Annotated in this window: 25 protein-coding genes, 1 other RNA gene and 1 riboswitch; of the genes, 12 read left to right on the forward strand and 14 right to left on the reverse strand. The window is 64.6% G+C overall.

Annotated features, from left to right (window positions below; genetic code table 11):
• Nucleotides 1-5: 5 nt before the first annotated feature.
• Genes VSR82_RS19555 through VSR82_RS19565 form a run of 3 tightly spaced genes read right to left on the reverse strand, consistent with a single transcriptional unit; the run spans nt 6 to nt 3,892 of the window.
• Nucleotides 6-857 (reverse strand): ABC transporter ATP-binding protein, encoded by an 852-nt coding sequence (locus VSR82_RS19555; RefSeq protein ID WP_429460630.1) that lies wholly within the window; start codon nt 855-857, stop codon nt 6-8.
• Nucleotides 857-1,921 carry a FecCD family ABC transporter permease gene (locus VSR82_RS19560; RefSeq protein WP_429460632.1) on the reverse strand — a complete coding sequence of 355 codons (1,065 nt, stop codon included), beginning with the start codon at nt 1,919-1,921 and terminating at the stop codon, nt 857-859. Before VSR82_RS19560 ends, VSR82_RS19555 begins: the two co-directional genes overlap by 1 nt.
• A gap of 39 nt (nt 1,922-1,960) precedes the next feature.
• Nucleotides 1,961-3,892 (reverse strand): TonB-dependent receptor domain-containing protein, encoded by a 1,932-nt coding sequence (locus VSR82_RS19565; protein WP_498857998.1) that lies wholly within the window; start codon nt 3,890-3,892, stop codon nt 1,961-1,963.
• Nucleotides 3,893-3,982: 90 nt separating this feature from the next.
• Nucleotides 3,983-4,246, reverse strand: a riboswitch (cobalamin riboswitch).
• Between the two features lie 220 nt (nt 4,247-4,466).
• Here VSR82_RS19565 and VSR82_RS19570 point away from each other — a divergent pair.
• The 5 genes from VSR82_RS19570 (at nt 4,467) to VSR82_RS19590 (ending at nt 6,977) form a co-directional block, all read left to right on the forward strand.
• Nucleotides 4,467-4,826 carry an ATPase gene (locus tag VSR82_RS19570; protein WP_368586670.1) on the forward strand — a complete coding sequence of 120 codons (360 nt, stop codon included), beginning with the start codon at nt 4,467-4,469 and terminating at the stop codon, nt 4,824-4,826.
• Nucleotides 4,823-5,137, forward strand: coding sequence for a cell division protein ZapA (locus tag VSR82_RS19575; protein WP_013088698.1), 315 nt, complete (start codon nt 4,823-4,825; stop codon nt 5,135-5,137). Before VSR82_RS19570 ends, VSR82_RS19575 begins: the two co-directional genes overlap by 4 nt.
• A gap of 78 nt (nt 5,138-5,215) precedes the next feature.
• Nucleotides 5,216-5,397, forward strand: a non-coding RNA gene (ssrS, locus tag VSR82_RS19580) — 6S RNA.
• 139 nt (nt 5,398-5,536) lie between these two features.
• Entirely contained in the window at nt 5,537-5,995 is a 459-nt protein-coding gene (locus VSR82_RS19585; protein WP_176121144.1) for an EVE domain-containing protein, read from the forward strand.
• A 256-nt stretch (nt 5,996-6,251) separates the two neighbouring features.
• A complete protein-coding gene (locus VSR82_RS19590; protein ID WP_410849671.1) occupies nt 6,252-6,977 on the forward strand; it encodes an SIMPL domain-containing protein in 726 nt (241 codons plus the stop codon).
• 114 nt (nt 6,978-7,091) lie between these two features.
• Here VSR82_RS19590 and lgt read toward each other — a convergent pair whose 3' ends face one another.
• Nucleotides 7,092-7,997, reverse strand: coding sequence for a prolipoprotein diacylglyceryl transferase (gene lgt / locus VSR82_RS19595; RefSeq protein ID WP_429460637.1), 906 nt, complete (start codon nt 7,995-7,997; stop codon nt 7,092-7,094).
• 58 nt (nt 7,998-8,055) lie between these two features.
• A complete protein-coding gene (locus tag VSR82_RS19600) occupies nt 8,056-9,042 on the reverse strand; it encodes a LysR family transcriptional regulator (protein ID WP_368586668.1) in 987 nt (328 codons plus the stop codon).
• Between the two features lie 159 nt (nt 9,043-9,201).
• On the opposite strand from VSR82_RS19600, the gene ilvD reads away from it, so the two are divergent.
• A complete protein-coding gene (gene ilvD, locus VSR82_RS19605; protein ID WP_368586667.1) occupies nt 9,202-10,875 on the forward strand; it encodes a dihydroxy-acid dehydratase in 1,674 nt (557 codons plus the stop codon).
• A gap of 145 nt (nt 10,876-11,020) precedes the next feature.
• Nucleotides 11,021-11,359, forward strand: a complete 339-nt coding sequence (locus tag VSR82_RS19610; RefSeq protein WP_429460639.1) for a c-type cytochrome — start codon at nt 11,021-11,023, stop codon at nt 11,357-11,359.
• Between the two features lie 24 nt (nt 11,360-11,383).
• Here VSR82_RS19610 and VSR82_RS19615 read toward each other — a convergent pair whose 3' ends face one another.
• From VSR82_RS19615 to VSR82_RS19625, 3 genes are all read right to left on the reverse strand, one after another.
• On the reverse strand, nt 11,384-12,163 hold the full coding sequence (locus VSR82_RS19615; RefSeq protein ID WP_429460641.1) for a DUF2486 family protein: 780 nt from the start codon (nt 12,161-12,163) through the stop codon (nt 11,384-11,386).
• 85 nt (nt 12,164-12,248) lie between these two features.
• On the reverse strand, nt 12,249-12,665 hold the full coding sequence (locus VSR82_RS19620) for a DNA polymerase III subunit chi (protein ID WP_027196963.1): 417 nt from the start codon (nt 12,663-12,665) through the stop codon (nt 12,249-12,251).
• A gap of 52 nt (nt 12,666-12,717) precedes the next feature.
• The gene (locus tag VSR82_RS19625) at nt 12,718-14,229 is read right to left on the reverse strand and encodes a leucyl aminopeptidase (protein WP_368586664.1); all 1,512 of its coding nucleotides are present in this window, start codon (nt 14,227-14,229) and stop codon (nt 12,718-12,720) included.
• 137 nt (nt 14,230-14,366) lie between these two features.
• On the opposite strand from VSR82_RS19625, the gene lptF reads away from it, so the two are divergent.
• The 3 genes from lptF to VSR82_RS19640 are packed head-to-tail and all read left to right on the forward strand — an operon-like array spanning nt 14,367 to nt 17,044.
• Nucleotides 14,367-15,464 carry an LPS export ABC transporter permease LptF gene (lptF, locus tag VSR82_RS19630; RefSeq protein ID WP_368586663.1) on the forward strand — a complete coding sequence of 366 codons (1,098 nt, stop codon included), beginning with the start codon at nt 14,367-14,369 and terminating at the stop codon, nt 15,462-15,464.
• 3 nt (nt 15,465-15,467) lie between these two features.
• A complete protein-coding gene (gene lptG / locus VSR82_RS19635) occupies nt 15,468-16,616 on the forward strand; it encodes an LPS export ABC transporter permease LptG (RefSeq protein ID WP_368586662.1) in 1,149 nt (382 codons plus the stop codon).
• Between the two features lie 47 nt (nt 16,617-16,663).
• The gene (locus VSR82_RS19640) at nt 16,664-17,044 is read left to right on the forward strand and encodes a sirohydrochlorin chelatase (protein WP_368586661.1); all 381 of its coding nucleotides are present in this window, start codon (nt 16,664-16,666) and stop codon (nt 17,042-17,044) included.
• 57 nt (nt 17,045-17,101) lie between these two features.
• On the opposite strand, the gene cobA is transcribed toward VSR82_RS19640, so the two are convergent.
• The 6 genes from cobA to VSR82_RS19670 form a co-directional block, all read right to left on the reverse strand.
• Entirely contained in the window at nt 17,102-17,857 is a 756-nt protein-coding gene (gene cobA / locus VSR82_RS19645) for a uroporphyrinogen-III C-methyltransferase (RefSeq protein ID WP_368586660.1), read from the reverse strand.
• Nucleotides 17,858-17,945: 88 nt separating this feature from the next.
• The gene (locus VSR82_RS19650) at nt 17,946-19,262 is read right to left on the reverse strand and encodes a sulfate adenylyltransferase subunit 1 (RefSeq protein WP_429460645.1); all 1,317 of its coding nucleotides are present in this window, start codon (nt 19,260-19,262) and stop codon (nt 17,946-17,948) included.
• Between the two features lie 24 nt (nt 19,263-19,286).
• On the reverse strand, nt 19,287-20,249 hold the full coding sequence (gene cysD, locus VSR82_RS19655) for a sulfate adenylyltransferase subunit CysD (protein ID WP_013088683.1): 963 nt from the start codon (nt 20,247-20,249) through the stop codon (nt 19,287-19,289).
• Nucleotides 20,250-20,348: 99 nt separating this feature from the next.
• Nucleotides 20,349-21,095: a phosphoadenylyl-sulfate reductase gene (locus VSR82_RS19660; RefSeq protein WP_429460648.1), complete on the reverse strand. Its 747-nt coding sequence runs from the start codon at nt 21,093-21,095 to the stop codon at nt 20,349-20,351.
• Nucleotides 21,092-21,637, reverse strand: a complete 546-nt coding sequence (locus VSR82_RS19665) for a DUF934 domain-containing protein (RefSeq protein ID WP_429460650.1) — start codon at nt 21,635-21,637, stop codon at nt 21,092-21,094. Before VSR82_RS19665 ends, VSR82_RS19660 begins: the two co-directional genes overlap by 4 nt.
• A gap of 22 nt (nt 21,638-21,659) precedes the next feature.
• Entirely contained in the window at nt 21,660-23,339 is a 1,680-nt protein-coding gene (locus VSR82_RS19670; protein ID WP_429460652.1) for a nitrite/sulfite reductase, read from the reverse strand.
• Nucleotides 23,340-23,582: 243 nt separating this feature from the next.
• On the opposite strand from VSR82_RS19670, the gene VSR82_RS19675 reads away from it, so the two are divergent.
• Entirely contained in the window at nt 23,583-24,524 is a 942-nt protein-coding gene (locus VSR82_RS19675; RefSeq protein ID WP_368586656.1) for a CysB family HTH-type transcriptional regulator, read from the forward strand.
• A 51-nt stretch (nt 24,525-24,575) separates the two neighbouring features.
• Entirely contained in the window at nt 24,576-25,745 is a 1,170-nt protein-coding gene (locus VSR82_RS19680) for an ABC transporter substrate-binding protein (RefSeq protein WP_429460656.1), read from the forward strand.
• Nucleotides 25,746-25,774 lie beyond the last annotated feature (29 nt).

Raw genomic sequence — 25,774 nt, forward strand, 5'->3', positions numbered from 1 at the left:
AATAGTCAGCCTGACTGTCCGTCATGACCGGCAGGCGATTCATGACGCGCGCGCGGCGCGGGAATCAGCGCCTCGTGCTCGCCATCGCGAATCAGAATCAGCGGATAGCCGAACGCGCGGCTCGTCAACGCGGGCGTCAGCACGTCGCGCACCGGGCCCGCATACGCGCCGCCCGCGCCGTCGAGCAGCAACGCGTGCGTCGCGAAGCGGCGCGCGAGGTTAAGGTCGTGGCATGAGAACAGCACGCTGCGCGGTATCTTGCGTCCCGGTTCGCTCGTCCATGCGACGAGCGCTTCGAGGCAATCGATCTGATGATGCAGATCGAGATGCGACAACGGTTCGTCGAGCAGCAATAGCGGCGCGTCCTGGCACAGCACTGCCGCGAGCGCGACGCGCTGACGCTCGCCGCCCGATAGCGACAGCACATCGCGCGCCGCAAAGTCCGCAAGGCCGAGCGATTCGAGCGCCGCCTGCGCGGCCGCACGATCTTCATCGCGCTCCCAGCCCCAGCTGCCCAGATGCGGGAAGCGGTTCAGCAGCACGATGTCGAGCACGCTGGCATTGAACGCATCGGCCGCGCTTTGCGGCATCAGCGCGCGGCGCCGCGCGAGCGGCAGCGGCTGCCAGTCGGCCACGCGCACGCCATCGAGTTCGACATGGCCCGCCGCCGGATGCAACAGGCCTGCCAGTGTCGACAGCAAGGTGGTCTTGCCCGCGCCGTTCGGCCCGGCGATACACCAGATTTCTCCCGCATGGAAGGTGTGCGTGAACGCATCGAGCAAGGTGCGCGCGCCGGCGCGCAGCGTCAGGCGTTGCGTGCTCAGCATCGAAGAGGTGGGTCTAGGTTCGGCTTGCATCATCGGCGGCGTTTGAGCAGCATCCACAAAAACACCGGCACGCCGACCAGCGAAGTAATCACGCCGACCGGCAATTGCGCGGGTGCGATCACGGTACGCGCGATCAGATCCGCGCCCATCACCGCGACACCGCCGCCGAGCGCGGCCGCCGGCAGCAGCATGCGCTGGTCGTTGCCGAACGCGAGCCGCAGCATGTGCGGCACGACGAGACCGACGAAGCCGATCGTGCCGGCGGTCGTCACCGCCGCGGCCGCCGCCAGCGAAGCGACCAGGTACACGCGCAAACGCAGCGGCATCACCGCAACGCCCAACGCTTGCGCGGCCGCGTCGCCGCGCAGCAGCAGGTTCAAACGCGGCGCGGCCGGCACGATCGCGAGCAACACGAGCGCGAGCGCGATCAGCGCGGTCCACGGCAGCGCGCCGCCGTTGAGGTCGCCGGTCAGCCAGAACAGCATGCCGCGCAGACGGCTATCGGGCGCGAGATTGAGCAGCAGCGTGATCATCGCGCCCCACCCGGCCGCGATCACCGCCCCGGTCAGCAGCAAACGCGGCGACGTGTCCTGCGGCTCGCCGCGCCACAGTTCGCGACGCGCGAGTCCGAGCACCAGCAGGATCGACACGAACGCACCGGCGAACGCGCTCGCATCGACGATCCACCAGGCGCCGCCCGCGATCATCGCGACCAGCGCGAAGCTGGCAGCGCCGCCCGACACGCCGAGCACGTACGGCTCGGCCAGCGGATTGCGCAGCAGCACCTGCAGCAGCGCGCCGGCGAGCGCCAGCAACGCGCCGCACGCGAAGCCCGCGAGCGCGCGCGGCAATCGCAACGTGCGCACGATTTCGCCGGCGAGATCGTCGCTGCCCGTGGCGCCGAACGTGTGCGTTGGCACGAGCGCCGCAAGCACGCGCGACGGCGCGAGCGGCACGCTGCCGAGCACGAGCGACGCGCCGAGCAGCGCGACGGCGGCGAGCGCGAGTCCGAGCCAGATCGCGGCCGCGCGTTTCGCATTCATCGGGCGTGGCGTTGCCATCGCGGCGGACAGCGAACCGGACGCGCGACTCATCCGCGTGCGCTCACGCATGCGGGCAACCCGGCGCGCGCGTCACTGCTGCTGCCAGCCGAGCGTGACATACGCACCGCGTCGCGGCGAGTTATACGAGTAGGCCGTTTCATAGTCCTTGTTGAACAGATTGTCGATTTGCGCGCTGACGTACCACGCCTTCGTGATGTTGTAGCGCGCCGATAGATTCACGATGCCATAACCGCCGAGGTTGCCGGTGCTGTCTGGACGCGGACCACTGACGATCCACTCGCCGCCGACCCGCCATCCACCGATGCTGCGATTCACCGCGAACGACCCAAAGCGTCGCGCGCGCCGCACGAGGTCGGTACCGCTGTCGAGATCGACCGCGTTCTGCAGCGTCAACGTCGCGCGTACGTCGGTCTTGCCGACATGACCGCTCCACGATCCTTCGAGTCCCTGCACCTTCGCATGGCCGACGTTCTCCGCGAGATAGATGCCGGGGATCGTCTGTACGTAGTTGATCAGATTCGTATAGCGCGTCTGGAATGCGTTCAGACGCATCACGCCGAGCGCATCGGTCGCGTACTGCAAACCGGCTTCGACCGAGTGACTGCGCTCGGGCTGGATCGACGGGTTGCCGCTGATCGGATAGTACAGATCGTCGAAGCTCGGCGCGCGGAAAGCATCCGAATAGCTTGCGGTTACCTTCCAGTGCGACGTGATGTCGAAACCGTAGCCGAGATAGTAACTGTTCGCTCCGCCGAAATCGGAGTACTGATCGCGGCGTACGTTGGCCTGAATCTGGTTGCGGCCGAAGCGCGCGCTGTAGCCGGCGAAGACCGAATCGACGTGACGGTCGGGCGCGGCGAACGTGTCGGAGTCGAGAGTCTGGTCGAGATGCTCGTAGCCGAGCTGCAGCTTCTGGTTCGCGGCGAGCGCGAAATCGTTCTGCCACGTGTACTGGCGATTGTCGGTATCGAAGCGGTCGTCGTAGATGCCATTGGTGTTCGAGACGCTGCGGTCGTCGCCCTCGGCGAGCGTGAAGTGGGTGGTCCACCAGTCGGTCAGCTTGCCGTTCGCGAACACGGACGCCTGGCGAACCTTGCTATAGAGGTTGTTCAGATCGGTCGGCACGCCGTACGCATTGTCGTAGCTGTTGTTGTTGTTCGACTGGAAGTAGCTGACGCCCGCGTCCCACTTGTCGTTGAACTTGTGGCGCAGCGACGCGCTGATGCTCTCGTTCAGATTGCCGTTCGGGTTCGGATTTGCGGCCGGCGCCTCGAGCGGATTGAGCGACGAAAAGCCGTCGCCCTTCGTGCGCGCGAGCGAAATGTTGAAGGTCGTGCGGCCGTCCTGATCGAGCGCGCCGTTCACGCCGGCCGTTTGCGTCTGCGTGTGATAGCTGCCGTAGCCGACAGAAAAATTGAAGCGCGGCGGATGATCGCCGCCGTCTTTCGTGAACACCTGCACGACACCGCCGATCGCGCCCGAACCGTACAACGCCGACACGTTGCCGTTCACGACTTCGACGTGATCGACCTGGTCGAGCGGGATCTGTGCGAGCTGAGCGGAGCCGAGACTCACAGAATCGACGCGCACGCCGTCGATCAGCAGCAGCGATTGTGTCGACGACGCGCCGCGCAGAAAGAGGCTCGTGGTCGAACCGGGGCCACCCGTGCGCGAGATTTGCGCGCCGGGCGCGAGTCGCAGCAAGCCGGGCAGATCGGTCGCGGTCGTGTCGGCGATGTCCTGCTGATCGAACTGCGTGGTCTGCGGGATCGCATCGCGCAACGCTTGCGCGCCGCGCTGCGCGGTCACGACGATCGGCGACAGCACGTTGCCCGACGCATCGGCGGAAGCGGGATTTGACGAATCGGCAACGTTTGCGGCGTTCGCGGTGCTTGCATCCGCAGTGGACGATGAAGACACAGGCTCGGCGCTTTGCGCATGCACGACGAGCGGCAGGCTCGCGAACGCGAGCAGCGTCGCGCGGGCGATGGGGGACAACATGGGATGACATTCCTGTGGATAGCGTGCGCGGCCTGCTTCCCCGCGGGCCGACGCGTCACGAGGCGTCCCCTTGTTTAACGTTTTCGCGGGGGACGTCCCTCTTTTCTGGCCGGTATCCGGGCTACGACACATCGATCCCGCCTTCCCACGCGTGACGCGCAGTGGCACACTCGCAGATTGAACTTCCAACCTTGCGACCAGGACCGACCTGCATGAGCACATCACATGCGGTCGTTTACCGTTGCGGGGGCAGCGCAGGTTCGCGCATCCGGTTTGGCACCGCGCGCGCCCTGCTTCCCGTTTAACTGCGCGCGCCGAAAAGCGCGCGCGGGCACCAGAGTGCGGGAAGTGTAGGAGCGGCTTCGCGGGGCGTCAAGAAACGCCAACCGGAGCGCAATCCGTTCTGTCGAATGCAGGTTATTGTCCGATGGATTGCCGGTCTTTTATCTTATGGTCGACGACACGACTCGCAACGAACCTGCACGAAGCGATGCTGTTACGTCTCGAAACGAGACAATTGTCGGAACCTGTAATATTCCGCGCTAAAATGCGATGTCTTTAGAGGACGCAGCACATGCTCACCGAACTCGAATCACTCTCCCAGAACATCGGCAAGCTGATTGCGATCAGCCAGCGCCACAATGAAGCGCGGATCGCGCTCGAAGAGCAGCTCGCGCAAACGCGTGCGGAAGTACAAGCCACGCACGCAGAACTCGCGCAATTGCGTGCCGAGCGCGACGCACTGCAAGCTGAACGCGACGCGCTGTCCGCCAAGATCGACGACGCTCAGGTGCGCCTGAATGCGATTCTCGAAAAATTGCCGCGCGCACGCGCGAGCAGCGAACCGGATAACCAGCTCGATCTGCTCGAGTCCGCCCAGCCCGAACACGAGGAAGCGGCAAGCGACGTGAGCCGACACGGAGAAAGCGCATGACCACCAAGCAGATCGAAGTATCGATTCTCGAAGTACCCTACCGTCTCGCCTGTTCGCCTGAAACGGAAGGCGCGCTGCTCGAGGCGGTCGCGCGCGTCGACGCCGAGATGAAGAAAATCCGCAGCGGCAGCAATGTGCGCGGCACCGATCGCATCGCGGTGATGGCGGCGCTGTCGCTGGCATCGGAACTGCTTAAGCTGCAAAGCAGCGTGCGACACGGAGAAGCATTTCCTGCTGAAGAAATCCGGCGTACAATGCAGCAAATGAACGAACAATTAGGTACTGTGATTGAGCAGTACAGCATGCAGTAAGCAGTAGTTGACTCAATAGCAGGCCGGTTTCGAACCGGTCACTTGTTCAACGGTTTGTGTTGTAGCTTCATCTGTTTAGCTTCCCTGCCTGGTTCGCCAAGGTCATATATTCCTTGAACCAATGCCATGTGCACGGTTGCGGAAATTTGTAGCACGGGTGTGCGCGTCACTCTGTCTGATGTACCCGAAGTGTTGCTAACTGCGACCAATTCTGAACCCTCGGTTCAGGATGCCGGCCTAGCGGCTAAGGCGGGGACCTTATCTGGAACGGCATCGGACTTCGGTTCGATGCCGTTTTTCTTTGGTCGTCGTTTTTTCGTTTGAGTGCCTGTTTCAGGGGCTTTTCCGCACGCGCCTGTTGTTGGCGCCTCGTTCAATCTCACACGCTCACTCCGATTCATGCGCTACTGGCTGATGAAGTCCGAACCGGACGAAGCAAGCATCGACGACCTCGCCAACGCACCGCATCGCACCTTGCCGTGGACCGGCGTGCGCAACTATCAGGCGCGCAACTTCATGCGAGACGTGATGCAGGTCGGCGACGGCGTGCTCTTCTACCATTCGAGCTGTCCGGAGCCCGGCATCGCGGGCATCGCGGAAGTCTCGTCGACCGCGTATCCGGATCCGACGCAGTTCGATAAAAAGAGTCCATACTACGACGCGAAATCGTCGCCGGAAACGCCGCGCTGGATGCTCGTCGACGTCGTCTTCAAGAAGAAAATCCCATTGATTCCGCTGGCCGCGCTGCGCGAACATGCCGAATTGCAGGACATGCGCGTGCTCGCCAAAGGCAACCGTCTGTCGATCACACCGGTGACCGACGCCGAATGGCGCTTCATCACTAAACAGCTGGTTTAAGGGCAAATGCGCGACGCGGCACGTGTCGTGATCGCGTCCAGGCCATCATTCCCGATGCGGCGGCGAAACACTAATTGGGGAACCAAGCGTCAATAAAACGCGCCTAATCGGTCGACGAAAGCGCGAGCTCGAATCAACCGTTCGACGGCACCCCGATCCATTCGCTAGCGCTTCCGTCAAACCGCGCGCCGCCATCGCGTCATCACTCGGCGCACGCGTCGAACGTGCACAACCTGTTCAAACAAGGATTCCAGCCATGACGACAAAAACCGCACGGGCCCTCGCACTCGCGCTCGCCTTTGGCGCGCCTGTGGCGCTCGCGCTGAACCCTGCGCCCGCTCGCGCGCAGACCATGATGCCGCAGCCTTCGGGCGTGCTGTCGCTGAATGCGCAGGCGAGCGCGGAAGTCCCGCAGGACGAAGTCGAAATCACGCTGTTTTACGAGCAGGAAGCGAGCGAGCCGTCCGCGTTGACGTCGACGCTGAACCAGCGCGCCGACGCCGCATTGCAGAAGGCGCGCGGCGTGGCCGGCGTGACTGCACGCTCGGGTGCGTTCTCGATCTTCCCGTCGACGGACCGCGACGGACGTATCTCGGCGTGGCGCGGCCGCACCGAAGTCGTGCTCGAATCGCGCGACTTCGCCGCGGCCTCGAAGCTCGCCGGACAGATGGCATCGATCATGCAGGTGGGCAACGTGCGTTTCTCGCTGTCGCCGGAAGCGCAACGCGCGGCCGAACAGCGGCTCAGCGGCGAGGCAATCAAATCGTTTCGCGAGCAGGCCGCGGCGTCCTCGCAGGCCTTCGGCTTTAGCGGCTATTCGATCCGCGAGGTCAACGTGAATCACAGCGGCGCGATGCCGCGTCCGATGATGATGATGAGCGCACGCGCGATGGGCGCCGACGCGAAGAGCGCGCCGATGCCGCTCGAAGGCGGTACGTCGACGGTGACGGTCAACGTGTCGGGGTCGGTGCAGATGAAGTGACGCGCACGCGCGAACTTCAGCGCCTCAGTCTGCGCCCCAAAGAGAAACGCCACGGCATCCATCGATGCCGTGGCGTTTTTTCATGCAGCGTTCGCTGCGCTAGCCGGGCGCAGCTCAGTTCGCGCCAACCGCCTGCGCCGGCTCGCGGCGTCCCCGGCGATACGCCCACACCATCAGGCCGATGCCCGCGAGGATCATCGGCAGCGACAGCCATTGACCCATTGACAGACCCATCGCGAGCAGGCCGAGGAAATCGTCCGGCTCGCGCGCGAATTCGACCGTGAAGCGCGCGAGGCCATAGCCGATCAGGAACATCGCGGAAATCGCGCCGAGCGGCTTGGGCTTGCGCGAGAAAAAGATCAACACGAAAAACAGCGCCACGCCTTCGAGCGCGATCTCGTACAGCTCCGACGGATGCCGCGGCAGCATGTGATATTGCGCAAACACTTCGTTCAGATGCCATTGCGCGGCCAGTTGCGGATGCGCGGCGAGCCAGTTGGCGTCGTCGGACGCGGCGCCCGGGAACAGCATCGCCCACGGCGCGGCCGGATCGGTCACGCGGCCCCACAGCTCGCCGTTGATGAAGTTGCCGAGGCGTCCCGCCGCGAGGCCCGTGGGCACCATCGGCGCGACGAAATCGGTGACCTGCAACCACGAGCGCTTGCGCTGATACGCGAACAGCATCATCGCGATGGTGACGCCGAGAAAGCCGCCGTGAAACGACATGCCGCCTTCCCACACCTTGAAGATGTCGAGCGGATGCGCGAAATAGAAGCTCGCCTTGTAGAACAGCACATAGCCGAGCCGGCCGCCGAGGATCGTGCCCAACACGCCGAAGAACAGCATGTCGTCGATGTCCTTCGCGGTCCAGCCTTGCGCGGCGACGTACGGCAGCCGCAGCCGCAGCCGGGCGACCACGATCGCCGCGACGAACGCGACGAGGTACATCAAGCCATACCAGCGCACGGCGAGCGGCCCCAGATGGATGGCGACAGGGTCGAAATTCGGGTGAATGAGCATCGTGTAGTTATGGGCAGTTCAGGTTCGAAAGCAGTTTTACAGGGACCAGAAGCGGGATCTAGACACGCGACGCCACGCTCGCCGCATGGGCGCGCACGATCTCGATGAAGCCCGCCAGCACCGGGCTGACCTCGTCGGTGCGCCAGACGAGTCCCGTTTCGATCGCGGGCACCGACTCGGACAACGGCCGGTAGACGACGCCCGTGCGCCGCAGGTTACGCAACGATTGCGGCACCAGTGCGACGCCCATGCCGGCCGACACGAGACTCACGATGGTCTGCATCTGGATCGCCTCCTGGCCGATCCGCGGCGCGAGGCCCGCGACGCCGTAGCAATCCATAATGATGTCATAAAAGCCTGGCGCGAGACGTCTTGGGAAGATCACGAGCGGCGCGTCGCCGAGATCGCGCAGGCTGACGGGCGTGTCGAGCCATTCGGCGGCGGGGTCTTCTTTTGGCTTGCCCTTGCCGTTTTTGTTCACGCTGCCTTGCAAGCGTTGCGCCATCTCCGTCGACATCGCGATCACCAGCGGCTCACGCGCGATCGGCAGCCACGACAGCTGCGCCGCATGCCGCGACGGCAACGGCGCGATCACCAGACCCGCGTCGATACGCCCGGCTACCAGTTCGTCCACCTGCACGTCGCTGGTCGCCTCGGTCAGCTCGAGCCGCACGCGTGGATGCCGCGCGCCGAAATCGCGCAACAGCAGAGGCAGCAGGCCGTAATCCGCGGTCGACACGAATGCGAGCGACAGCACGCCCGCCTCGCCGCGCGCGAGGCTCTGCGCGAGCGGCCTCAACCCTTCCGCGGCCGCGAGCAGCCGCTGCACCTCGGGCAGCAGATCGGCGCCGACTGCGGTCAGCTCGACCGAACGCTTGGTGCGCGCGAACAGCTCAACGCCGAGCGTCTCCTCCAGCGCGCGGATCGCCTGCGACAGCGGCGGCTGCGTCATCGACAGACGCGCGGCCGCGCGCCCGAAGTGCTTTTCCTCGGCGACGGTGACGAAATAGCGCAACTGGCGCAGATCGGGAATCGTCGGCAGCATGATTAATATATTTTACGACCTAAACAGCCGCGAATAATACACGCGACGCCGGTCACGCAAAACCGCCTGTTTGCACGGTCTGGCGGAACTACACTGAACGGATGCGCGCGCGGACGCCGTCGCGCGCATTCATCAGAACAGCCAGACTTGGAGTTCCCCATGGCCTACAACCGTCGTTCAAAGAACATCACGCAAGGCATCGCGCGTTCCCCGAATCGCTCGATGTACTACGCGCTCGGCTACCAGAAGGAGGATTTCGACAAACCGATGATCGGCGTCGCCAACGGCCACTCGACGATCACGCCATGCAACGCCGGCCTGCAGCGCCTCGCCGACGCGGCCGTCACCGCGATCAAGCGCGCCGACGCGAATCCGCAGACTTTCGGCACGCCGACGATCTCCGACGGCATGTCGATGGGCACCGAAGGCATGAAGTACTCGCTGGTGTCGCGCGAGGTGATTGCCGACTGCATCGAGACTTGCGTGCAGGGGCAATGGATGGACGGCGTGGTCGTGATCGGCGGCTGCGACAAGAACATGCCGGGCGGCATGATCGGCCTCGCGCGCATGAACGTGCCGGGCATCTACGTGTATGGCGGCACGATCCGGCCGGGCAACTGGAAAGGCACCGATCTGACGATCGTGTCGTCGTTCGAGGCGGTCGGCGAATTCACGGCGGGCCGCATGTCGCAGGAGGACTTCGAGGGCATCGAGAAGAACGCGTGTCCGTCGACCGGTTCGTGCGGCGGCATGTACACGGCCAATACGATGAGCTCGTCGTTCGAGGCGCTCGGCATGTCGCTACTGTATTCGTCGACGATGGCGAACCCGGATCAGGAGAAGGTCGATTCGGCCGCCGAATCGGCGCGCGTACTCGTCGAGGCGGTGAAAAAGGATCTGAAGCCGCGCGACATCATCACGAAGAAGTCGATCGAGAACGCGGTCGCGCTGATCATGGCGACCGGCGGCTCGACCAACGCGGTGCTGCACTATCTGGCGATCGCACACGCGGCCGAGGTCGAATGGACGATCGAGGACTTCGAGCGCATGCGCAAGAAAGTGCCGGTGATCTGCAACCTGAAACCGTCGGGCCAGTATGTCGCCACCGATCTGCACAAGGCGGGCGGCATTCCGCAGGTGCTGAAGATTCTGCTCGATGCCGGGCTTCTGCATGGCGATTGCATGACGATCACCGGCAAAACGCTCGCCGAGGAACTGAAGGACGTACCCGGCAAACCGCGCAGCGATCAGCAGGTGATCTTCCCCGTCGACCAGGCGCTGTACGCGGAAGGCCACCTCGCGATCCTGAAGGGCAATCTCGCCGAAGACGGCGCGGTCGCCAAGATCACCGGGCTGAAGAACCCGGTCATCACAGGTCCGGCGCGCGTATTCGACGACGAGCAGAGCGCGCTCGAAGCGATCCTCGCCGACAGGATCGTCGCCGGCGATGTCGTGGTGCTGCGCTATCTGGGCCCGAAGGGCGGCCCCGGTATGCCGGAAATGCTTGCGCCGACCTCGGCGATCATCGGCAAGGGGCTCGGCGAGTCGGTCGGACTGATCACCGACGGCCGCTTCTCGGGGGGCACGTGGGGCATGGTGGTCGGGCACGTCGCGCCGGAGGCGTTCGTCGGCGGCACGATCGCGCTCGTGCAGGAAGGCGATTCGATCACGATCGACGCACACCGGCTGCTGCTGCAATTGAACATCGACGACGCCGAGTTGCAGCGCCGCCGCGCCGCATGGCAGGCGCCGAAGCCGCGCTACACCCGCGGCGTGTTGGCGAAGTATTTCGCGCTCGCGCTACCGGCGAATCGGGGGGCGGTGACGGGTTAATACTACGGGCCGGCGCGCCCGCTTCGCTGGACGAACCCGCCGCCACGCCACGCAAAAGCGCAAGGGGCGCACGAAAATCCGTGCGCCCCTTTGCTCTTATAATGCGTGCACCACGAGCCGGGCATCTGCACTGGCGGAGACCATAATGAAATCGATGTCGTACGCAGCCGTAGCAGCTTCTGTTGCGCTCGCCGCCGCATTGAGCGCCGCCAGTCCCGCAGCCAACGCCGAAGCAGCCGGCCTTGCGCTCGCCCAGCAGAAGAACTGCATGAGCTGCCACTCGGTCAACCGCCCGTTCATGGGGCCGGCGCTGCACGACGTCGCTATCCGGTATGCGGGGCGCGACGACGCCGCGACCTATCTGAAGCACAAGATCCTCGATGGCAGCACCGGTGCATGGGGAACCGTGCCGATGCCCGCGAACACGCAGCTGACGCCCGATCAGGCGGCCACGCTGGCGGCCTGGGTGCTGACGCTCAAATAACGGACCTCTCGTGTCGCCGCGGCCTCAACGCGAGCGCCGCGCGATTTCTTCTTCCACCGCTTCACGTACCCAATCGGTCATCTCGGCTTCGAGCGTCTGCGCGACCTCGCGCGTGATCTGACTCACGAGCAGGCTCGTGTGCTGCTGCACTGCGTCGCGGCAGCGCGCCTCGATGATGCCGCGCCCCTCGCCCGTCAGAAAACGCTGGAAGCGTCCATGCAAACGTTCGGCGAGCGCGTCGGCGTCGAATGGGAGCTGAGCGGGGGCGGCTTCGTGCGCGCCCTCCTCGAGATCCGGCGGCACGGTCGCGCCGGCTTCGAGCGGTATGAAGGGCTCGGTGCGATCGAACACGCCGGCCGACACCTCGGCCACGTCCTCATGCAGGCCTTCATGCAACTCCTCATGCCCATGTCGCGCATGAATGCCGTGATGCGGCCGGGCCTGCTTTCTCGCGTGCGTGTGATCGGCCACGTGCGGCTGATGAAGTTCCGTCTGCGCCGGCTGCGGCGCGAGAACCGGCTCCGGCGAACTCAGTTGCTCGGGTGTGGGCACGGGCTGCGGCGCGAGCACGGGCTCGGGCGCCAGCGTCGGTTCGGCCGGATGTGCGGCCGGCGGCGCGAACGCGGGCTCGGTGCGCAATCCCGGCTCGCGCGCCGCCGGCTGCGCGGCGGCTGGGGCTGCGGGCTTGGTGCCCTGGGGCGCGGGTGCGGCCGCATCGGCCGACGCGTCGCGCGTTTCGCGCGCGCGGCCCGGCACGATGACCTCGTTCAGGATCGGGATCGAATTGTCGTTGGGATCGGACACGTGCGCTCTCCGTGTTTGAGTCGAAGCCAGGGCTGGCGGTCCGCATGCCGCGCTCCTCGCGGCCATGACGCGAGAGCGGAACGAATTAGCCGCCCTGCTTGTAGTTGTTCAAAGCATAGCCGCGATCGCGATAGAAGCGATAGCGCTCGCGGCCCGCAGCGAGTTCCTCGTGTGCGTTACCGACCACTTCGAGCAATCTTTCAAAGCGCGCAAACTGCGCTGGCACCGTTGCGCCCAGATTGAGCAGCACCTGATGATGCGGCACGTCGTCGAGATTCGTGGCCAGCACGACGGGTGTATCGGCGGCAAGCGGCGTGCCCGCCATGCAGTGCGGCACGAAGTCGAGCGGCGAGAAGGTCCACAGCATTTCGTCGAACGCGCGCAGGCGCGCAGGCTCGGCCAGCACGACGAGCGGCTGGCCCGCCAGATATGCCTTGCGCGCGAGGCGGCACGCGTACAGCAGCGAATCGCCGACGTTCGAGTGAAAGTCGATTCTCGTCATCGGCCGCTCCGCCCCGCTTGCCGCGCGCCGTGTGCGCACTTACCGCACTGCGTCATTGGCCGGCGCGGTCGATCAGGAACTGCGCGAGCAGCGGCACCGGACGACCCGTCGCACCCTTCGCCGCGCCGCTCTTCCACGCGGTGCCGGCGATGTCGAGATGCGCCCACGGGTACGAATCGGTGAAGCGCGACAGGAAGCACGCAGCCGTCACGCTGCCCGCCGGACGCCCGCCGATGTTCGCGACGTCGGCGAAATTCGACTTCAGCTGATCCTGGTACTCGTCGTCGAGCGGCAGGCGCCAGGCTGGGTCGGCCGCTTCGCGCGATGCGTCGAGCAGTTCGCCCGCGAGCGCGTCGTCCTTCGAGAACAGGCCGCTGTTGTGATGGCCGAGCGCGATGATGCAGGCGCCCGTCAGCGTCGCGATGTCGATCACCGCGGCCGGCTTGAAGCGCTCCGCGTAGGTGAGCGCGTCACACAGAATCAGGCGGCCCTCGGCGTCGGTGTTCAGCACTTCGATCGTGATGCCCTTCATGCTGGTGACGATGTCGCCCGGCTTGGTGGCCGTGCCCGACGGCATGTTCTCGACGGCCGGGATGATGCCGACCACGTTGATCTTCAGCCCCATTTCGGCGACCGCGCGCAGCGTGCCGAGCACCGAGCCCGCGCCGCACATGTCGTACTTCATCTCGTCCATGCCCTCGCCCGGCTTCAGCGAGATGCCGCCCGTGTCGAACGTGACGCCCTTGCCGACCAGCACGACCGGCGCGGCCTTCGCGGCGCCGCCCTGGTACTGCAGCACGATGAACTGCGCCGGTTCGACCGCGCCCGCGGTAACCGACAGGAACGATCCCATCTTCAGCGCTTCGCACTGCTTCTCGCCGAGCACCTCGACCTTCAGCTTCCAGTCTTTCGCGAGCTTCTTCGCGGTGTTCGCAATGTAGGTCGGCGTGCAGACGTTGCTCGGCAGATTGCCGAGGTCGCGCGTCAGGTCCATGCCGTTCGCAAGCGCGGCGCCCTGCTTGGCGGCCAGCTTGGCGGCCTTCTCGTCGCCGGTGTTGACGCTGATCACGACGCGCTTCAACGCGCGCGGCGTGTTCTCCGCCTTGCTCTTCATCTGCGTGAAGCGGTAGGTCAGCTCGCGCAGCGCGAGGATCGCGGCGCGCACGCACCAGTCGGCCGTGCGTTCGAGCACCGGCAGTTGCGCCAGCGTGAAAGTGACCTGCACGATCTTCGTGCCGAGCAGCGCGCGCCAGGCAGCGCGGACCGCCTCGCCGTAGGCTTTCTGACTGAAAGCATCCTGTTTGCCGAGGCCGACGAGCAGCACGCGCGACGCGCCGATGCCCGACACTTCGTGCAGGAACAGCGTGGTACCCGCCTTGCCGTCCATGTCGCCCGCCTTGATGATGCGCGTGAGCAGGCCCTTGGTGGCCGCGTCGATCTCCAGCGCGGCGCCCGACAGCGTTTGCGACTCGAACACACCGATCACGATGCAATCGGATTTCCCGGTGAGGAAACCGTTCGTCGAGCCTTTGGTCCAATCACAGGCTTTTATGCTAAAGTCCATCGCGCTTGTCCTCGGATAAAATCTGGGCTTAGGATGAAAGCCGCAATTATCCGCTATTTTTCCCGCGGCGGCTGCACCGGAGGCGTGACGGGAACGAACCCCCGCGTCGCCGTGAGCGCCCCCTCTCGTCATCAATAATGATCTTTGAACGCTCCCTCCAGCGCGAGCTCGCGTACACGGCTGGCGCCGTGTTCATGGTTCTCCTCACGCTCGTGCTGACGACGATGATGATCCGCATCGTCGGCTTCGCGGCCTCGGGTGAGATCGATCCGCGCGACGTGCTGGTCCTGATCGGCCTCACCGTGATCGGCTATCTGGCCATCATGCTCGTCGCGACGCTGTTCGTGTCGATCCTGTTCGTGCTCACACGCTGGTACAAGGACTCCGAGATGGTCGTGTGGCTATCTTCGGGCGTCAGTCTCACGCAATTCATCAAGCCGATCGGCATCTTCGCCACGCCGATCATCATCCTGATCATGTTCTTCGTGTTCGTCGGCTGGCCGTGGTCGAACCAGCAGAGCAAGCTGATCCGCGCGCGCTTCCAGCAGCGCGACGAGGTCTCGCTGCTGGCTCCCGGGCAGTTCCGCGAATCCCCGACCACACACCGCGTGTTCTTCATCGAGAAGATGTCGCCCGACCAGGGGCACGTGGAAAACGTGTTCGTGACGAGCACCGAGGGCGGCAAGGTCAACGTCGTGGTGTCGAAGAACGGCCACATCGAGACGCACAAGAACGGCGACCGCTTCGTCGTGCTGGAAAACGGCCGCCGCTACGACGGCGAGCCGGGCCACCCCGATTTCCGCATCATGGAGTTCGAGCGCTACGGCGTGAAGATCCAGAGCCAGCCGGTCGTCAATACACCGACCACCACCGGCTTGCCGACAATGACGCTGCTGCGCAATCCGACCAACGAGAACCTCGCCGAATTTGCGTGGCGCGCGGGTCTGCCGTTGATCGCGATCAACCTGATGCTGCTCGCGATTCCGCTCGCGCACCAGAACCCGCGGCGCAGCCGTACGATCAACCTCGTGATGGCCGTGTTGATCTACCTCACCTATTCGAATTTGCTGAACGTCGTGCAGGCGTGGATCGAGCAGGGCAAGATGTCGTTCGGCATCGGGCTCGTGATCCTGCACGTGATCGTGCTCGGCATCGTCGCGTTCATCTTCTGGATGCGGGTGCGCAACCGGCCGCTGTTCACGCGCGCCATGTTCAGCCGTTCGCAGGGAGCCTGACCGATGCGCATTTATGAAAGGTATTTCGCGCGTCAGATCTATCTCACGTTCGTCTTCATCCTGTTTGCATTTTCAGGTCTGTTCTTCTTTTTCGATCTGATCAACGAACTGAACTCGGTCGGCCACGGCAACTACAAGTTTCAGTACGCGGTGCTGCGCGTCGCGCTGCAAACGCCGTCGCGTTTCTATGAAATCATTCCGGTCGCGGCGCTGATCAGCGCGATCTACGTGTTCGCGCAGATGGCGGCCAACTCCGAGTACACGATCTTCCGCGTGTCCGGTCTCGCCACCAACCGGGCGCTGCGCTCGCTGCTGAAGATCGGCATTCCGCTCGTGATCGTCACCTATCTGATCGGCGAAGTGGTCGGGCCGTACACGGACCAGCTGTCCGAGCGCGTGCGGCTCGAGGCGCTCGGCTCGTCGGTGTCGAGCAACTTCCAGTCGGGCGTGTGGGTCAAGGACACGCTGACCGAGCGCGCCGACGGCGAGCAGGTCACGCGCTTCGTCAACGTCGGCGAACTCAGACCCGACGCGACGATCAGCAACGTGCGCATCTACGAGTTCGATTCGAAGTTCCGTCTGTCGAACATCCGCATCGCGCAGAGCGGCCGGTATCAACCGCCGGGTCACTGGCTGCTGACCGGCGTGACCGACACGCAACTGCTCGACGTGGCCCGAGTTCCCGGCACGCCGGCCGATGCGCTCAATCCGGTGTATCGCGCCAACCAGGTCACGCTGCCCGAGTATTCGCTGCGCTCTGAGCTGACGCCGCAGATTCTGTCGGTGCTGCTGGTGTCGCCGGACCGCATGTCGATGTTCAATCTGTTCCGCTATATCCAGCATCTGACCGAAAACCATCAGGACACGCAGCGCTATGAAATCGCGCTGTGGAAAAAGGTACTGTATCCGTTCGCGGTGTTCGTGATGCTGGTGCTGTCGCTGCCGTTCGCGTATCTGCATACGCGCGCGGGCGTGGTCGGCATGAAGGTGTTCGGCGGCATCATGCTCGGCATGAGCTTCCAGCTGTTCAACACGCTGTTCTCGCACATCGGCACGCTCAATACGTGGCCTGCGCCATTGACTGCGGCGACGCCGGGGCTCATTTACCTGGTGCTCGGGCTCGTCGGGTTGAAGTGGGTCGACCGGCACTAACTCGCAACGCCAGAGGGCGTTGAAGGGCATCGTCAGGAGCTGACGCGATGGCTACGCACGGACTGATTCTGTTTGGCCACGGCGCACGCGATGCGCGCTGGCGCGAGCCGTTCGAGCGGCTCGCCGACAAGCTGCGCACCGCGCGCGCGGCGACGGGCGAAGCGCAGGCGGTTACGCTTGCCTTTCTGGAACTGATGGAACCCAGCCTGCCGACGGCCGTCACACAACTCGTTGCGCAAGGCTGCGCCGCGATCACCGTGGTGCCGGTGTTCTTCGGGCAAGGCGGACATGTGCGCCAGGATTTGCCCGCGCTCGTCGAGCAATGCCGCGCCGCGCATCCCGGTGTCGAGATTCGCTGCGCGGTGGCGGCCGGTGAGGATGATTCGGTGCTGGATGCGCTCGCGCAGTATTGCTTGCGGCAACTCTGATTTTTTCGTTCTGCTTGCTCAGATTCGCCGCTGTCAGGCCGGCCCTGCCGGGGACCTTCAGGCCGCGACCAGCATCCCGTTCGACGAGCGCTTTGCCTCGGTCTGCCGCGCCGCGAATGCCTCGCCGATCATCAACAGACTCGGCTGCGACGCATCGACCCAGCGCTGCGCTTCTCCCGCAGCCAGATCTTCCAGTGTCAGCGTCAGCATGCGTTCGCGCGGCGTGCTGCACGCCTCGACGATCGCCACGGGCGTAGCCGCGGGCTTGCCGGCGTCGATCAGTTGCTGCGCGATCTCAACACCGCTGTCGCGGCCCATGTAGAACACCAGTGAATCGGCGTTGACCTGCTCGCGAATCTCGTCAGAACCGGGTGCGCGGCTGAACGTCGCGAGCGCGACGCTGCGCGACACGCCGCGCAACGTCAGCGAACGCTTCAGCGTGGCCGCGCTCGCCAGTGCGGCGGTAATGCCCGGCACCACTTCATACTCGATGCCCGCGGCTTCCAGCGCGCGCATCTCTTCGTCGGCGCGGCCGAACAGCATCGGATCGCCGCCCTTCAGACGCACGACCACGCCGTGCTCCAATGCCGCATCGACGATCTGCTTGTTGATGAACTGCTGGGCCGTCGATAGCTGGCCGCAGCGCTTGCCGACCGCGATGCGCTTTGCGTGCGCGGGCGCGTAGTCGAGCATCGCCGGCTCGACCAGCGCGTCGTGCAGCACCACATCGGCGGCGCCGAGCAGCCGCGCGCCGCGTACCGTAATCAGGTCCGCGGCACCGGGTCCCGCGCCGATCAGATAAACCTTACCCATTGACCTCAACCTGTTCGTTGGAGCGAACGCAGGCGGCGCGTTGCGCCGCCCGCCTGGCCCTTCCGTTACCTACCGGCCTATCCCGAACTCAGGCGGAAAACGCCCGGATCATGCCGGCCGCGACGGTGTGGTTCGTCGCCTCGTCGATCAGCACGAACGCGCCCGTGCCCTGATGCGCGTCGTATGCGTCGCACACGAGCGGCTTCTGCAAGGTCAGCGCGACACGACCGATGTCGTTCATCGCCAGTTCCTTGCGATCGGTCGCCTGCGACAGCGTATGCACGTCGAGCACTTCCTTGATCGCGCCGATCTTCGCGAACACCGTGTTGGTGGTCTGCTTCAGCAGATACTTGCGTTGCGTCGACAGCGGCGTGTCGTCGAACCAGCACAGGTCCGCTTCGAGCTTCTTTGCCGGCTCCGGCGCCGCTGCGCGCAGCACGAAGGTGTCGCCGCGCGACACGTCGACGTCTTCCGCGAGGCGGATCGTCACCGTCTGACCGGCGAACGCGCGGTCCACCTGCGCGGTGCCGCCGACCACCGGCGCGATGATCTCGGCCACGGTCGCTTCGCGATTGGCCGGCAGCACGACGATCGTGTCACCGAGCTTCACTTCGCCCGATTCGACGCGGCCCATGTAGCCGCGGAAATCGTCGGCCTGGCTGCCGTCCTGGCGCGCGACCCACTGCACCGGAAAGCGCAGCGCCTCGCCGCTCGCGGTTTCGACGGGCAGCGCTTCGAGCACGTCGAGCAGCGGCTGGCCCGCGTACCACGGCATCCGCTCGCTGGCCGTGACGATGTTGTCGCCCTTCAGCGCCGACACCGGCACGAAGCGCACGTCCTCGAGACCGAGGTGACGCGCGAGCTCGACATACGCGTCGCGGATCTCGTTGAAGCGCGCTTCGCTGTAGTCGACGAGGTCCATCTTGTTGATCGCGACGATCACGTGCTGCAGACCGAGCAGCTTGACGATCGCGCTATGACGCTTGGTTTGCGGCAGCAGTTGCGCGACGCCGTTCTCGAACGTCACGCGCGTCGCGTCGACGAGGATGATCGCCGCATGCGCGGTCGAGGCACCCGTCACCATGTTGCGCGTGTACTGCTCGTGCCCCGGCGTATCGGCGATGATGAACTTGCGCCTGGCGGTCGCGAAGTAGCGATACGCGACGTCGATCGTGATGCCCTGCTCGCGCTCGGCTTCGAGGCCGTCGGTCAGGAGCGACAGATCGATCTCGTCGCCGACGGTGCGCTTGTTCTTCGCGCGCGACAGCGCCGAGAGCTGGTCGCTCAATACGGCCTTGCTGTCGTACAGCAGGCGGCCGATCAGCGTGCTCTTGCCATCGTCGACGCTGCCCGCGGTGATGAAACGCAGCACGCCGAGGTCTTCTGGTTGATGAATACTGCTCATGGTTACGTTACCCTCGTCGTGTGCTTAGAAATAACCCTGCTTCTTGCGCTGTTCCATCGCCGCTTCAGAGACCTGATCGTCCATCCGCGTCGCGCCGCGTTCCGTGATTTCCGTAACGGCGGTCTCGGCGATGATCTTCTCGATGTCGTCCGCGTCGCTTTCGACCGGGCACGTGCAGCTGATGTCGCCGACCGTACGGAAACGCACGAGCGCCTGTTCGCTCGTCTCGCCTTCGCGCATCGGCGTGAGCGGCGTGACCGGCACGAGCAGGCCATTGCGGCGCACGATCTCGCGCTGGTGCGCGTAGTAGATCGACGGCAGTTCGAGCTGTTCGCGCGCGATGTACTGCCAAACGTCGAGCTCGGTCCAGTTCGAGATCGGGAACACGCGCATGTGTTCGCCGTTGTGCAGACGCGCGTTGTACAGGCTCCACAGTTCCGGGCGCTGCGCCTTCGGGTCCCACTGGCCGAATTCGTCGCGGAACGAGAAGATGCGCTCTTTCGCGCGGGCCTTTTCTTCGTCGCGGCGCGCGCCGCCGATCATCGCGGTATAGCCGTATTGCTCGATCGTTTCGAGCAGCGTGACCGCCTGCGCGGCATTGCGCGAATCCGTTTCGCGACGCAGACGCACGGTGCCGCGCTTGATCGAATCTTCGACATGGCCGACCACCAGTTCCGCGCCGATCTCCTGCGCGCGACGATCGCGGAAGTCGATCACTTCGTCATAGTTATGACCGGTGTCGATATGCACGAGCGGGAACGGCAGCTGGGTCTTGCGGTTCGCGCCGAGGCCGAACGCCTTCAGTGCGAGCGCGAGCACCACGACGGAATCCTTGCCGCCCGAAAACAGCAGCGCCGGCTTGCTGCACTCGGCGACCAGTTCGCGCAGGATGTGAATCGACTCGGCTTCGAGCCAATCGAGGTGATCCATCCGGTTGACCGTGTTGGCAAGCGGAGCGTTGACAGCGGAATCGAGCGTGGTGCTCATAGCGGGTCCTTCGTTGGTTCGCCCGGCAAGCGCATGCGTGCGGACGGAAGTATTCAGATCGGTTTCGGCGGCGGTCGACCGCAAGCTCGTGCGCGGCGCTCAGGCCGGCGCGTTTTCGTTGCGTTCGACCGCAATCGGGGTAATCGCCGTGATATGCAAGCCGCATTCCTTCGTATCGCGCGACTCCCACCACCAGCGCCCCGCCCGGCTGTCTTCGCCGGGGCGGATCGCACGCGTACACGGCTCGCAGCCGATGCTCGGATAACCGCGCGCATGCAGCGGATTGACCGGCACATCGAACGCCTTCAGATAATCCCAGACTTCGGCTTCGGTCCAGTCCGCGAGCGGGTTGAACTTGGCGATGTTGCGCGCGCCGTCGTGCTCTTCCTCGTGCAGTTCAGCACGCGTGACCGACTGCTCGCGGCGCTGCCCGGTCACCCACGCGCTGACGTCGGCGAGCGCGCGATTGAGCGGCTCGACCTTGCGGATCTCGCAGCAGCGCTTGCGCAGCTCGACGCTTTCGTAAAACGCGTTCAGGCCGTGTTCGCCCACGTACTGCTCGACCGCGGCCGCCTGCGGATGAAACTGCTCGATGTCGTAACCGTAGCGCTCTTTCACGCGATCGAGCATGCCGAGCGTTTCCGCATGCAGACGGCCGGTGTTCAGCGAGAAGATGCCGATCTGCACGCCGCGCGACAGGATTGCGTGCGTGAGCAGCATGTCTTCGGCGGCAAGGCTGCTCGCGAGCTTCACGTTCGCGTGGCGCGCGGCGATCGAGTCGAGCAGCGCGTCGAGTCGCTCGACCTTCGCTGCCAGCTCCGGGCTCAACGATTGGGCGGTGTTCATGCCGGCACCTTGCCGGCGCCAGCCTGGGCGGCACGGCGGCGGAACAGCGGCGACGGGTCATCGACGGCGCCCTGGTACTGCACGGTGAAGTCGTCGAACGCCTTCAGCGCGTCGTTGATGTCCTTGTCCGCGCGCACCGCGAACGCGTCGAAGCCGCAGCGGAACATCAGCCTGACCTGGTCGCGCAGCACGTCGCCAATCGCGCGCAGCTCGCCCTTGTAGCCATAGCGCTCGCGCAGCAGACGGCCGATGCTGTAGCCGCGGCCGTCGCGGAACACCGGGAAGTCCACGGCGATCAGCGCGAGTTTGTCGAAGTCGCCGGCGATGTCCGCCGGTTCGCTATCCGGCGCGAGCCACACGCCGATTTCGGTGGCGCCGCGCGCGGCGATCAGCGCTTCACGCTCGGCCTGCCACAGCACCAGCGGCACGATGACCTTGCCGGCCGGCAGTTCGCTCACCGCCGGCAAAGCGCCGTCTTCCGCGGCACGCACGACGCTCCAGTCGTCGTTGACGATGTCGCGGTTCTTGATGATAGAAGCCATCTGTTCAGTATCCTTTGCGCGGTTACGCGTGAGCCGGTTGACGCGCGGCGTACACGCGCTCCTTGAACGGCGCGATGCCGATGCGGGTGTACGTATCGATGAAACGCTCGCCTTCCTGGCGGTTGTCCACGAACGTATCGATCACCTTCGTTATCACGTCGGGCATTTCCTCGGCCGAGAACGACGGGCCGATCACGCGGCCAAGGTGAGCGCCGGTCGCGCCCGTACCCTGCTCGCCGCCGAGCGTCACCTGGTACCACTCGGAGCCGTCCTTGTCGACGCCCAGAATGCCGATGTTGCCGACGTGGTGGTGACCACACGCGTTGATGCAGCCCGAGATGTTCAGCGACACGTCGCCGAGGTCGTACACGTAGTCCAGATCGTTGAAACGTTCCTGGATCGCGAGCGCGATCGGGATCGACTTCGCATTCGCGAGCGAGCAGAAGTCACCGCCCGGGCACGAGATGATGTCGGTCAACAAGCCGATGTTCGGCGTCGCGAAACCCTGCGCCTTGGCCTTTTCCCACAGCGCGAACAGGTCGCGCTTCTTCACGTCGGCGAGGATCAGGTTCTGTTCGTGCGACACGCGGATCTGGCCGAACGAGTATTCGTCGGCCCAGTCGGCGACCGCTTCCATCTGCGCGTCCGTCGCGTCGCCCGGCGCGACCGTGGTCGGCTTCAGCGACAGCGTGACCGACGCATAGCCCGCGACCTTGTGCGGACGCACGTTGCGCTCGACCCAGCGCGCGAACGCGCGGTTTTCCAGCAGATGCTTTTCGAACGACGCATCGGTATCCGGCAGCTTGTCGTAAGCGGGCGGCGCAAAGTACTGCGACACGCGATCGACTTCGGCTTGCGTCAGCGTCGACGGGCCGTCCTTCAGGTGCTGCCACTCTTCCTCGACCTGCGCGGAGAACTTCTCCGGCGACAGCGCCTTCACCAGGATCTTGATCCGCGCCTTGTACATGTTGTCGCGGCGGCCGTAGCGGTTGTACACACGCAGCACGGCTTCGCTGTAGGTCAGCAGATGCTGCCACGGCAGATCGCGGCGGATGATCGCGCCGACGATCGGCGTACGGCCCAAACCGCCGCCCGCCAGAATGTCGACCACCAGTTCGCCTTGCGCGTTCTTCTTCAGATACACGCCCATGTCGTGGATCTGCACGGCCGCGCGGTCTTCCTTCGAACCGGACACGGCGATCTTGAACTTACGCGGCAGCCACGCGAATTCCGGGTGGAACGTCGACCACTGACGCAGAATTTCGGCCCACGGACGTGGATCGACCACTTCGTCGGGCGCGACGCCGGCGAATTGATCGGCGGTGATATTGCGGATGCAGTTGCCCGAGGTCTGAATGCCGTGCATCTGCACGGCAGCGAGCTTGCGCAGGATTTCCGGCGTTTCTTCGAGCTTGATCCAGTTGTACTGGATGTTCGAGCGGGTCGAGAAATGGCCGTAGCCGCGGTCGTGTTCACGCGCGATCTGGGCGAGCACGCGCAGCTGGTCGCTGCGCAGGTTGCCGTACGGAATCGCGATGCGGTGCATGTACGCGTGGCGCTGGTAGTACAGGCCGTTCTGCAGACGCAGCGGACGGAACTCCTCTTCGCTCAATTCGCCCGACAAGCGGCGGCGAACCTGATCGGCGTACTGCGCGACCCGTTCATCGACGATGGTCTGGTCGTATTGATCGTATTGGTACATTCGGGGACCCCAATTTTTTTCGAAACTTGCGTGACACACGGCAGTCCGGCGGCCGGCGCTCCGGTTCTGCTGCGGCTCGAACATCCGTGTTTGTCAGCTGCCGCAAGCAAGCGTTTAGACCCATCGCTCATTTGCTTATAACAAATACAGATATCCATATTGAAAAAGATGGACAGATCGTAATAAACTCGCCTTATATTTCAAACGACTAAAAAATTCTTTTTATATGCGGCGAGGTTATATATGAACCTGCACCAATTCCGCTTCGTCCGCGAGGCTGTGCGGCAGAACTTCAACCTCACCGAAGCGGCCAAGGCCCTGTTTACGAGTCAGCCGGGGGTCTCGAAGGCGATCATCGAGCTGGAGGACGAACTCGGCGTCGAAATCTTCACCCGCCACGGCAAGCGCGTGCGCTCGCTGACCGAGCCGGGCCGCATCATATTGCAATCGATCGAAAAAATTCTGCAGGAAGTCGAAAGCCTGAAGCGGGTCGGCAAGGACTACGCGGCGCAGGATCAGGGCAACCTGACGATCGCCGCGACCCACACGCAGGCGCGCTACTCGCTGCCGGCGGCGATCGCCGAGTTCAAGAAGCGCTTCCCGAAGGTCCACCTTTCGATTCTGCAAGGCAGCCCGACCCAGGTCGCCGAAATGGTGCTGCACGACCAGGCCGACCTCGCAATCGCGACCGAGGCGATCTCGAACTACAAGGATCTGGTGTCGCTACCTTGCTTCCAGTGGCACCACGTCGCCGTGATGCAGCCGGACCATCCGCTGCTCGACCGCAAGCTGCTGTCGCTCGACGACCTGACCCAGTACCCGCTGATTACGTACGACAACGCGTTCGCCGGCCGCACCAAGATCAACGAGGCGTTCCGCCTGCGCGGGCTGCATCCGGACATCGTGCTCGAGGCGATCGACGCCGACGTGATCAAGACCTACGTTGAGCTGGGCCTCGGCATCGGCATCATGGCCGACATCGCGTTCAACGGCGAGCGCGACCGCCATTTGCGCGCGATGCCGGTCGGCCATCTGTTCGGCAGCAACGTGACGCGCGTCGCGCTGAAACAGGGCGCGTATCTGCGCAGCTACGTGTACACGCTCGTCGAGCTGCTGTCGCCGAGCCTGAACCGCAAGCTGATCGAGCAGGCGCTGAAGGGCGAACACGAGACCTATGAGCTTTGAACCGCTTTCATACCGCTTCCATACCGCTCTCTCGCTACGGAGACACTTCTGATGAAGTTGCACAACAATAAAGTACGCAACACCCTGCGCGGCCTCGGGGCCGCGGCGCTACTCGTCGCCGGCGCGGCGCACGCCGACCTGAAAGTCGGCATCGATCTGTCGAACACGGGGCCGGCCGCCGTGATCGGCATCACCAGCAAGAACGCAATGCTGATGTGGCCGCAGACGATCGCCGGCCAGAAAGCCGACTACATCTTCCTCGACGACGCATCCGACCCCGGCAACGCGGTGCGCAACATCCGCAAGCTGATCAACGAGGACCACGTCGATGTGGTCGTCGGGCCGAACATCACGCCGGCCGCAATGGCCGCGCTCGATCCGGTCGCCGACAGCCAGACGCCGATGATCACGCTGATCGGCTCGGCGAGCGTCGTCGAGCCGCAGGAAGGCAAGAAGGTCTGGGCCTACAAGATGGCGCAGACCGATAGCGCCATGGCCGACGTGATGACGCGCTACATGTCGAATCACAACGTGAAAACGGTCGGCTTCATCGGTTTCGCGGACGGCTACGGCGAAAGCTGGCTCAACGAATTCAGCAAGTTCGCGGCGCTGCGTCATATCCAGCTGGTCGCGACCGAGCGCTACAACCGCACCGACGCGAGCGTCACCGGCCAGATCCTGAAGCTGATGGCCGCGAAGCCCGACGCGATTCTAATCGCCGGCGCGGGCACGCCGACGGTGCTGCCGCAGCGCACGCTGATCGAGCGCGGCTACAAGGGGCCGATCTATCAGACGCATGGCATCGCGACGCCGGAGTTCATCAAGCTCGGCGGCAAGGACGTGGAAGGCACGCTGTTCCCGACGCAGCCGGTCGTCGTCGCGCGCACGCTGCCGGCCGATCATCCGTCGAAGAAGGCGGCGCTCGCGTTCGTCGACGCGTACGAGGCGAAGTACGGTCCCGGCAGCGTCACGCAGTTCGCGGGCGACGCGGCCGGCGTGTACCCGCGCCTGCAGGACGCCGTCGCGCGCGCGTTGAAGACCGCGCAGCCGGGCACGCCGGCGTTTCGCGTCGCGTTGCGCGATGAACTCGAGCACGCGCATGAGCTGGTGGTGCCGAACGGGGTCGTCAATACGAGCCCGAAGGATCACGTCGGTCTCGATCAGCGGGCTAGCGTGATGGGCACCATCAAGAATGGCAAGTTCGTTTATCTGAGCCAGTAATCCGGCAGCGGGGCGTCGATGACGCTCCG

The organism is Burkholderia sp. JPY481 (assembly GCF_038900515.1).
Classification (GTDB): domain Bacteria; phylum Pseudomonadota; class Gammaproteobacteria; order Burkholderiales; family Burkholderiaceae; genus Paraburkholderia; species Paraburkholderia youngii.

Excerpts from the sequence above, each read along its gene's own strand:
- VSR82_RS19555 (WP_429460630.1), bottom strand. The coding sequence starts at position 857 with ATGCAAGCCGAACCTAGACCCACCTCTTCGATGCTGAGCACGCAACGC.
- VSR82_RS19560 (WP_429460632.1), bottom strand. The coding sequence starts at position 1,921 with ATGAGTCGCGCGTCCGGTTCGCTGTCCGCCGCGATGGCAACGCCACGC.
- VSR82_RS19565 (WP_498857998.1), bottom strand. The coding sequence starts at position 3,892 with ATGTTGTCCCCCATCGCCCGCGCGACGCTGCTCGCGTTCGCGAGCCTG.
- VSR82_RS19570 (WP_368586670.1), top strand. The coding sequence starts at position 4,467 with ATGCTCACCGAACTCGAATCACTCTCCCAGAACATCGGCAAGCTGATT.
- VSR82_RS19575 (WP_013088698.1), top strand. The coding sequence starts at position 4,823 with ATGACCACCAAGCAGATCGAAGTATCGATTCTCGAAGTACCCTACCGT.
- VSR82_RS19585 (WP_176121144.1), top strand. The coding sequence starts at position 5,537 with ATGCGCTACTGGCTGATGAAGTCCGAACCGGACGAAGCAAGCATCGAC.
- VSR82_RS19590 (WP_410849671.1), top strand. The coding sequence starts at position 6,252 with ATGACGACAAAAACCGCACGGGCCCTCGCACTCGCGCTCGCCTTTGGC.
- lgt (WP_429460637.1), bottom strand. The coding sequence starts at position 7,997 with ATGCTCATTCACCCGAATTTCGACCCTGTCGCCATCCATCTGGGGCCG.
- VSR82_RS19600 (WP_368586668.1), bottom strand. The coding sequence starts at position 9,042 with ATGCTGCCGACGATTCCCGATCTGCGCCAGTTGCGCTATTTCGTCACC.
- ilvD (WP_368586667.1), top strand. The coding sequence starts at position 9,202 with ATGGCCTACAACCGTCGTTCAAAGAACATCACGCAAGGCATCGCGCGT.
- VSR82_RS19610 (WP_429460639.1), top strand. The coding sequence starts at position 11,021 with ATGAAATCGATGTCGTACGCAGCCGTAGCAGCTTCTGTTGCGCTCGCC.
- VSR82_RS19620 (WP_027196963.1), bottom strand. The coding sequence starts at position 12,665 with ATGACGAGAATCGACTTTCACTCGAACGTCGGCGATTCGCTGCTGTAC.
- VSR82_RS19625 (WP_368586664.1), bottom strand. The coding sequence starts at position 14,229 with ATGGACTTTAGCATAAAAGCCTGTGATTGGACCAAAGGCTCGACGAAC.
- lptF (WP_368586663.1), top strand. The coding sequence starts at position 14,367 with ATGATCTTTGAACGCTCCCTCCAGCGCGAGCTCGCGTACACGGCTGGC.
- lptG (WP_368586662.1), top strand. The coding sequence starts at position 15,468 with ATGCGCATTTATGAAAGGTATTTCGCGCGTCAGATCTATCTCACGTTC.
- VSR82_RS19640 (WP_368586661.1), top strand. The coding sequence starts at position 16,664 with ATGGCTACGCACGGACTGATTCTGTTTGGCCACGGCGCACGCGATGCG.
- cobA (WP_368586660.1), bottom strand. The coding sequence starts at position 17,857 with ATGGGTAAGGTTTATCTGATCGGCGCGGGACCCGGTGCCGCGGACCTG.
- VSR82_RS19650 (WP_429460645.1), bottom strand. The coding sequence starts at position 19,262 with ATGAGCAGTATTCATCAACCAGAAGACCTCGGCGTGCTGCGTTTCATC.
- cysD (WP_013088683.1), bottom strand. The coding sequence starts at position 20,249 with ATGAGCACCACGCTCGATTCCGCTGTCAACGCTCCGCTTGCCAACACG.
- VSR82_RS19660 (WP_429460648.1), bottom strand. The coding sequence starts at position 21,095 with ATGAACACCGCCCAATCGTTGAGCCCGGAGCTGGCAGCGAAGGTCGAG.
- VSR82_RS19665 (WP_429460650.1), bottom strand. The coding sequence starts at position 21,637 with ATGGCTTCTATCATCAAGAACCGCGACATCGTCAACGACGACTGGAGC.
- VSR82_RS19670 (WP_429460652.1), bottom strand. The coding sequence starts at position 23,339 with ATGTACCAATACGATCAATACGACCAGACCATCGTCGATGAACGGGTC.
- VSR82_RS19675 (WP_368586656.1), top strand. The coding sequence starts at position 23,583 with ATGAACCTGCACCAATTCCGCTTCGTCCGCGAGGCTGTGCGGCAGAAC.
- VSR82_RS19680 (WP_429460656.1), top strand. The coding sequence starts at position 24,576 with ATGAAGTTGCACAACAATAAAGTACGCAACACCCTGCGCGGCCTCGGG.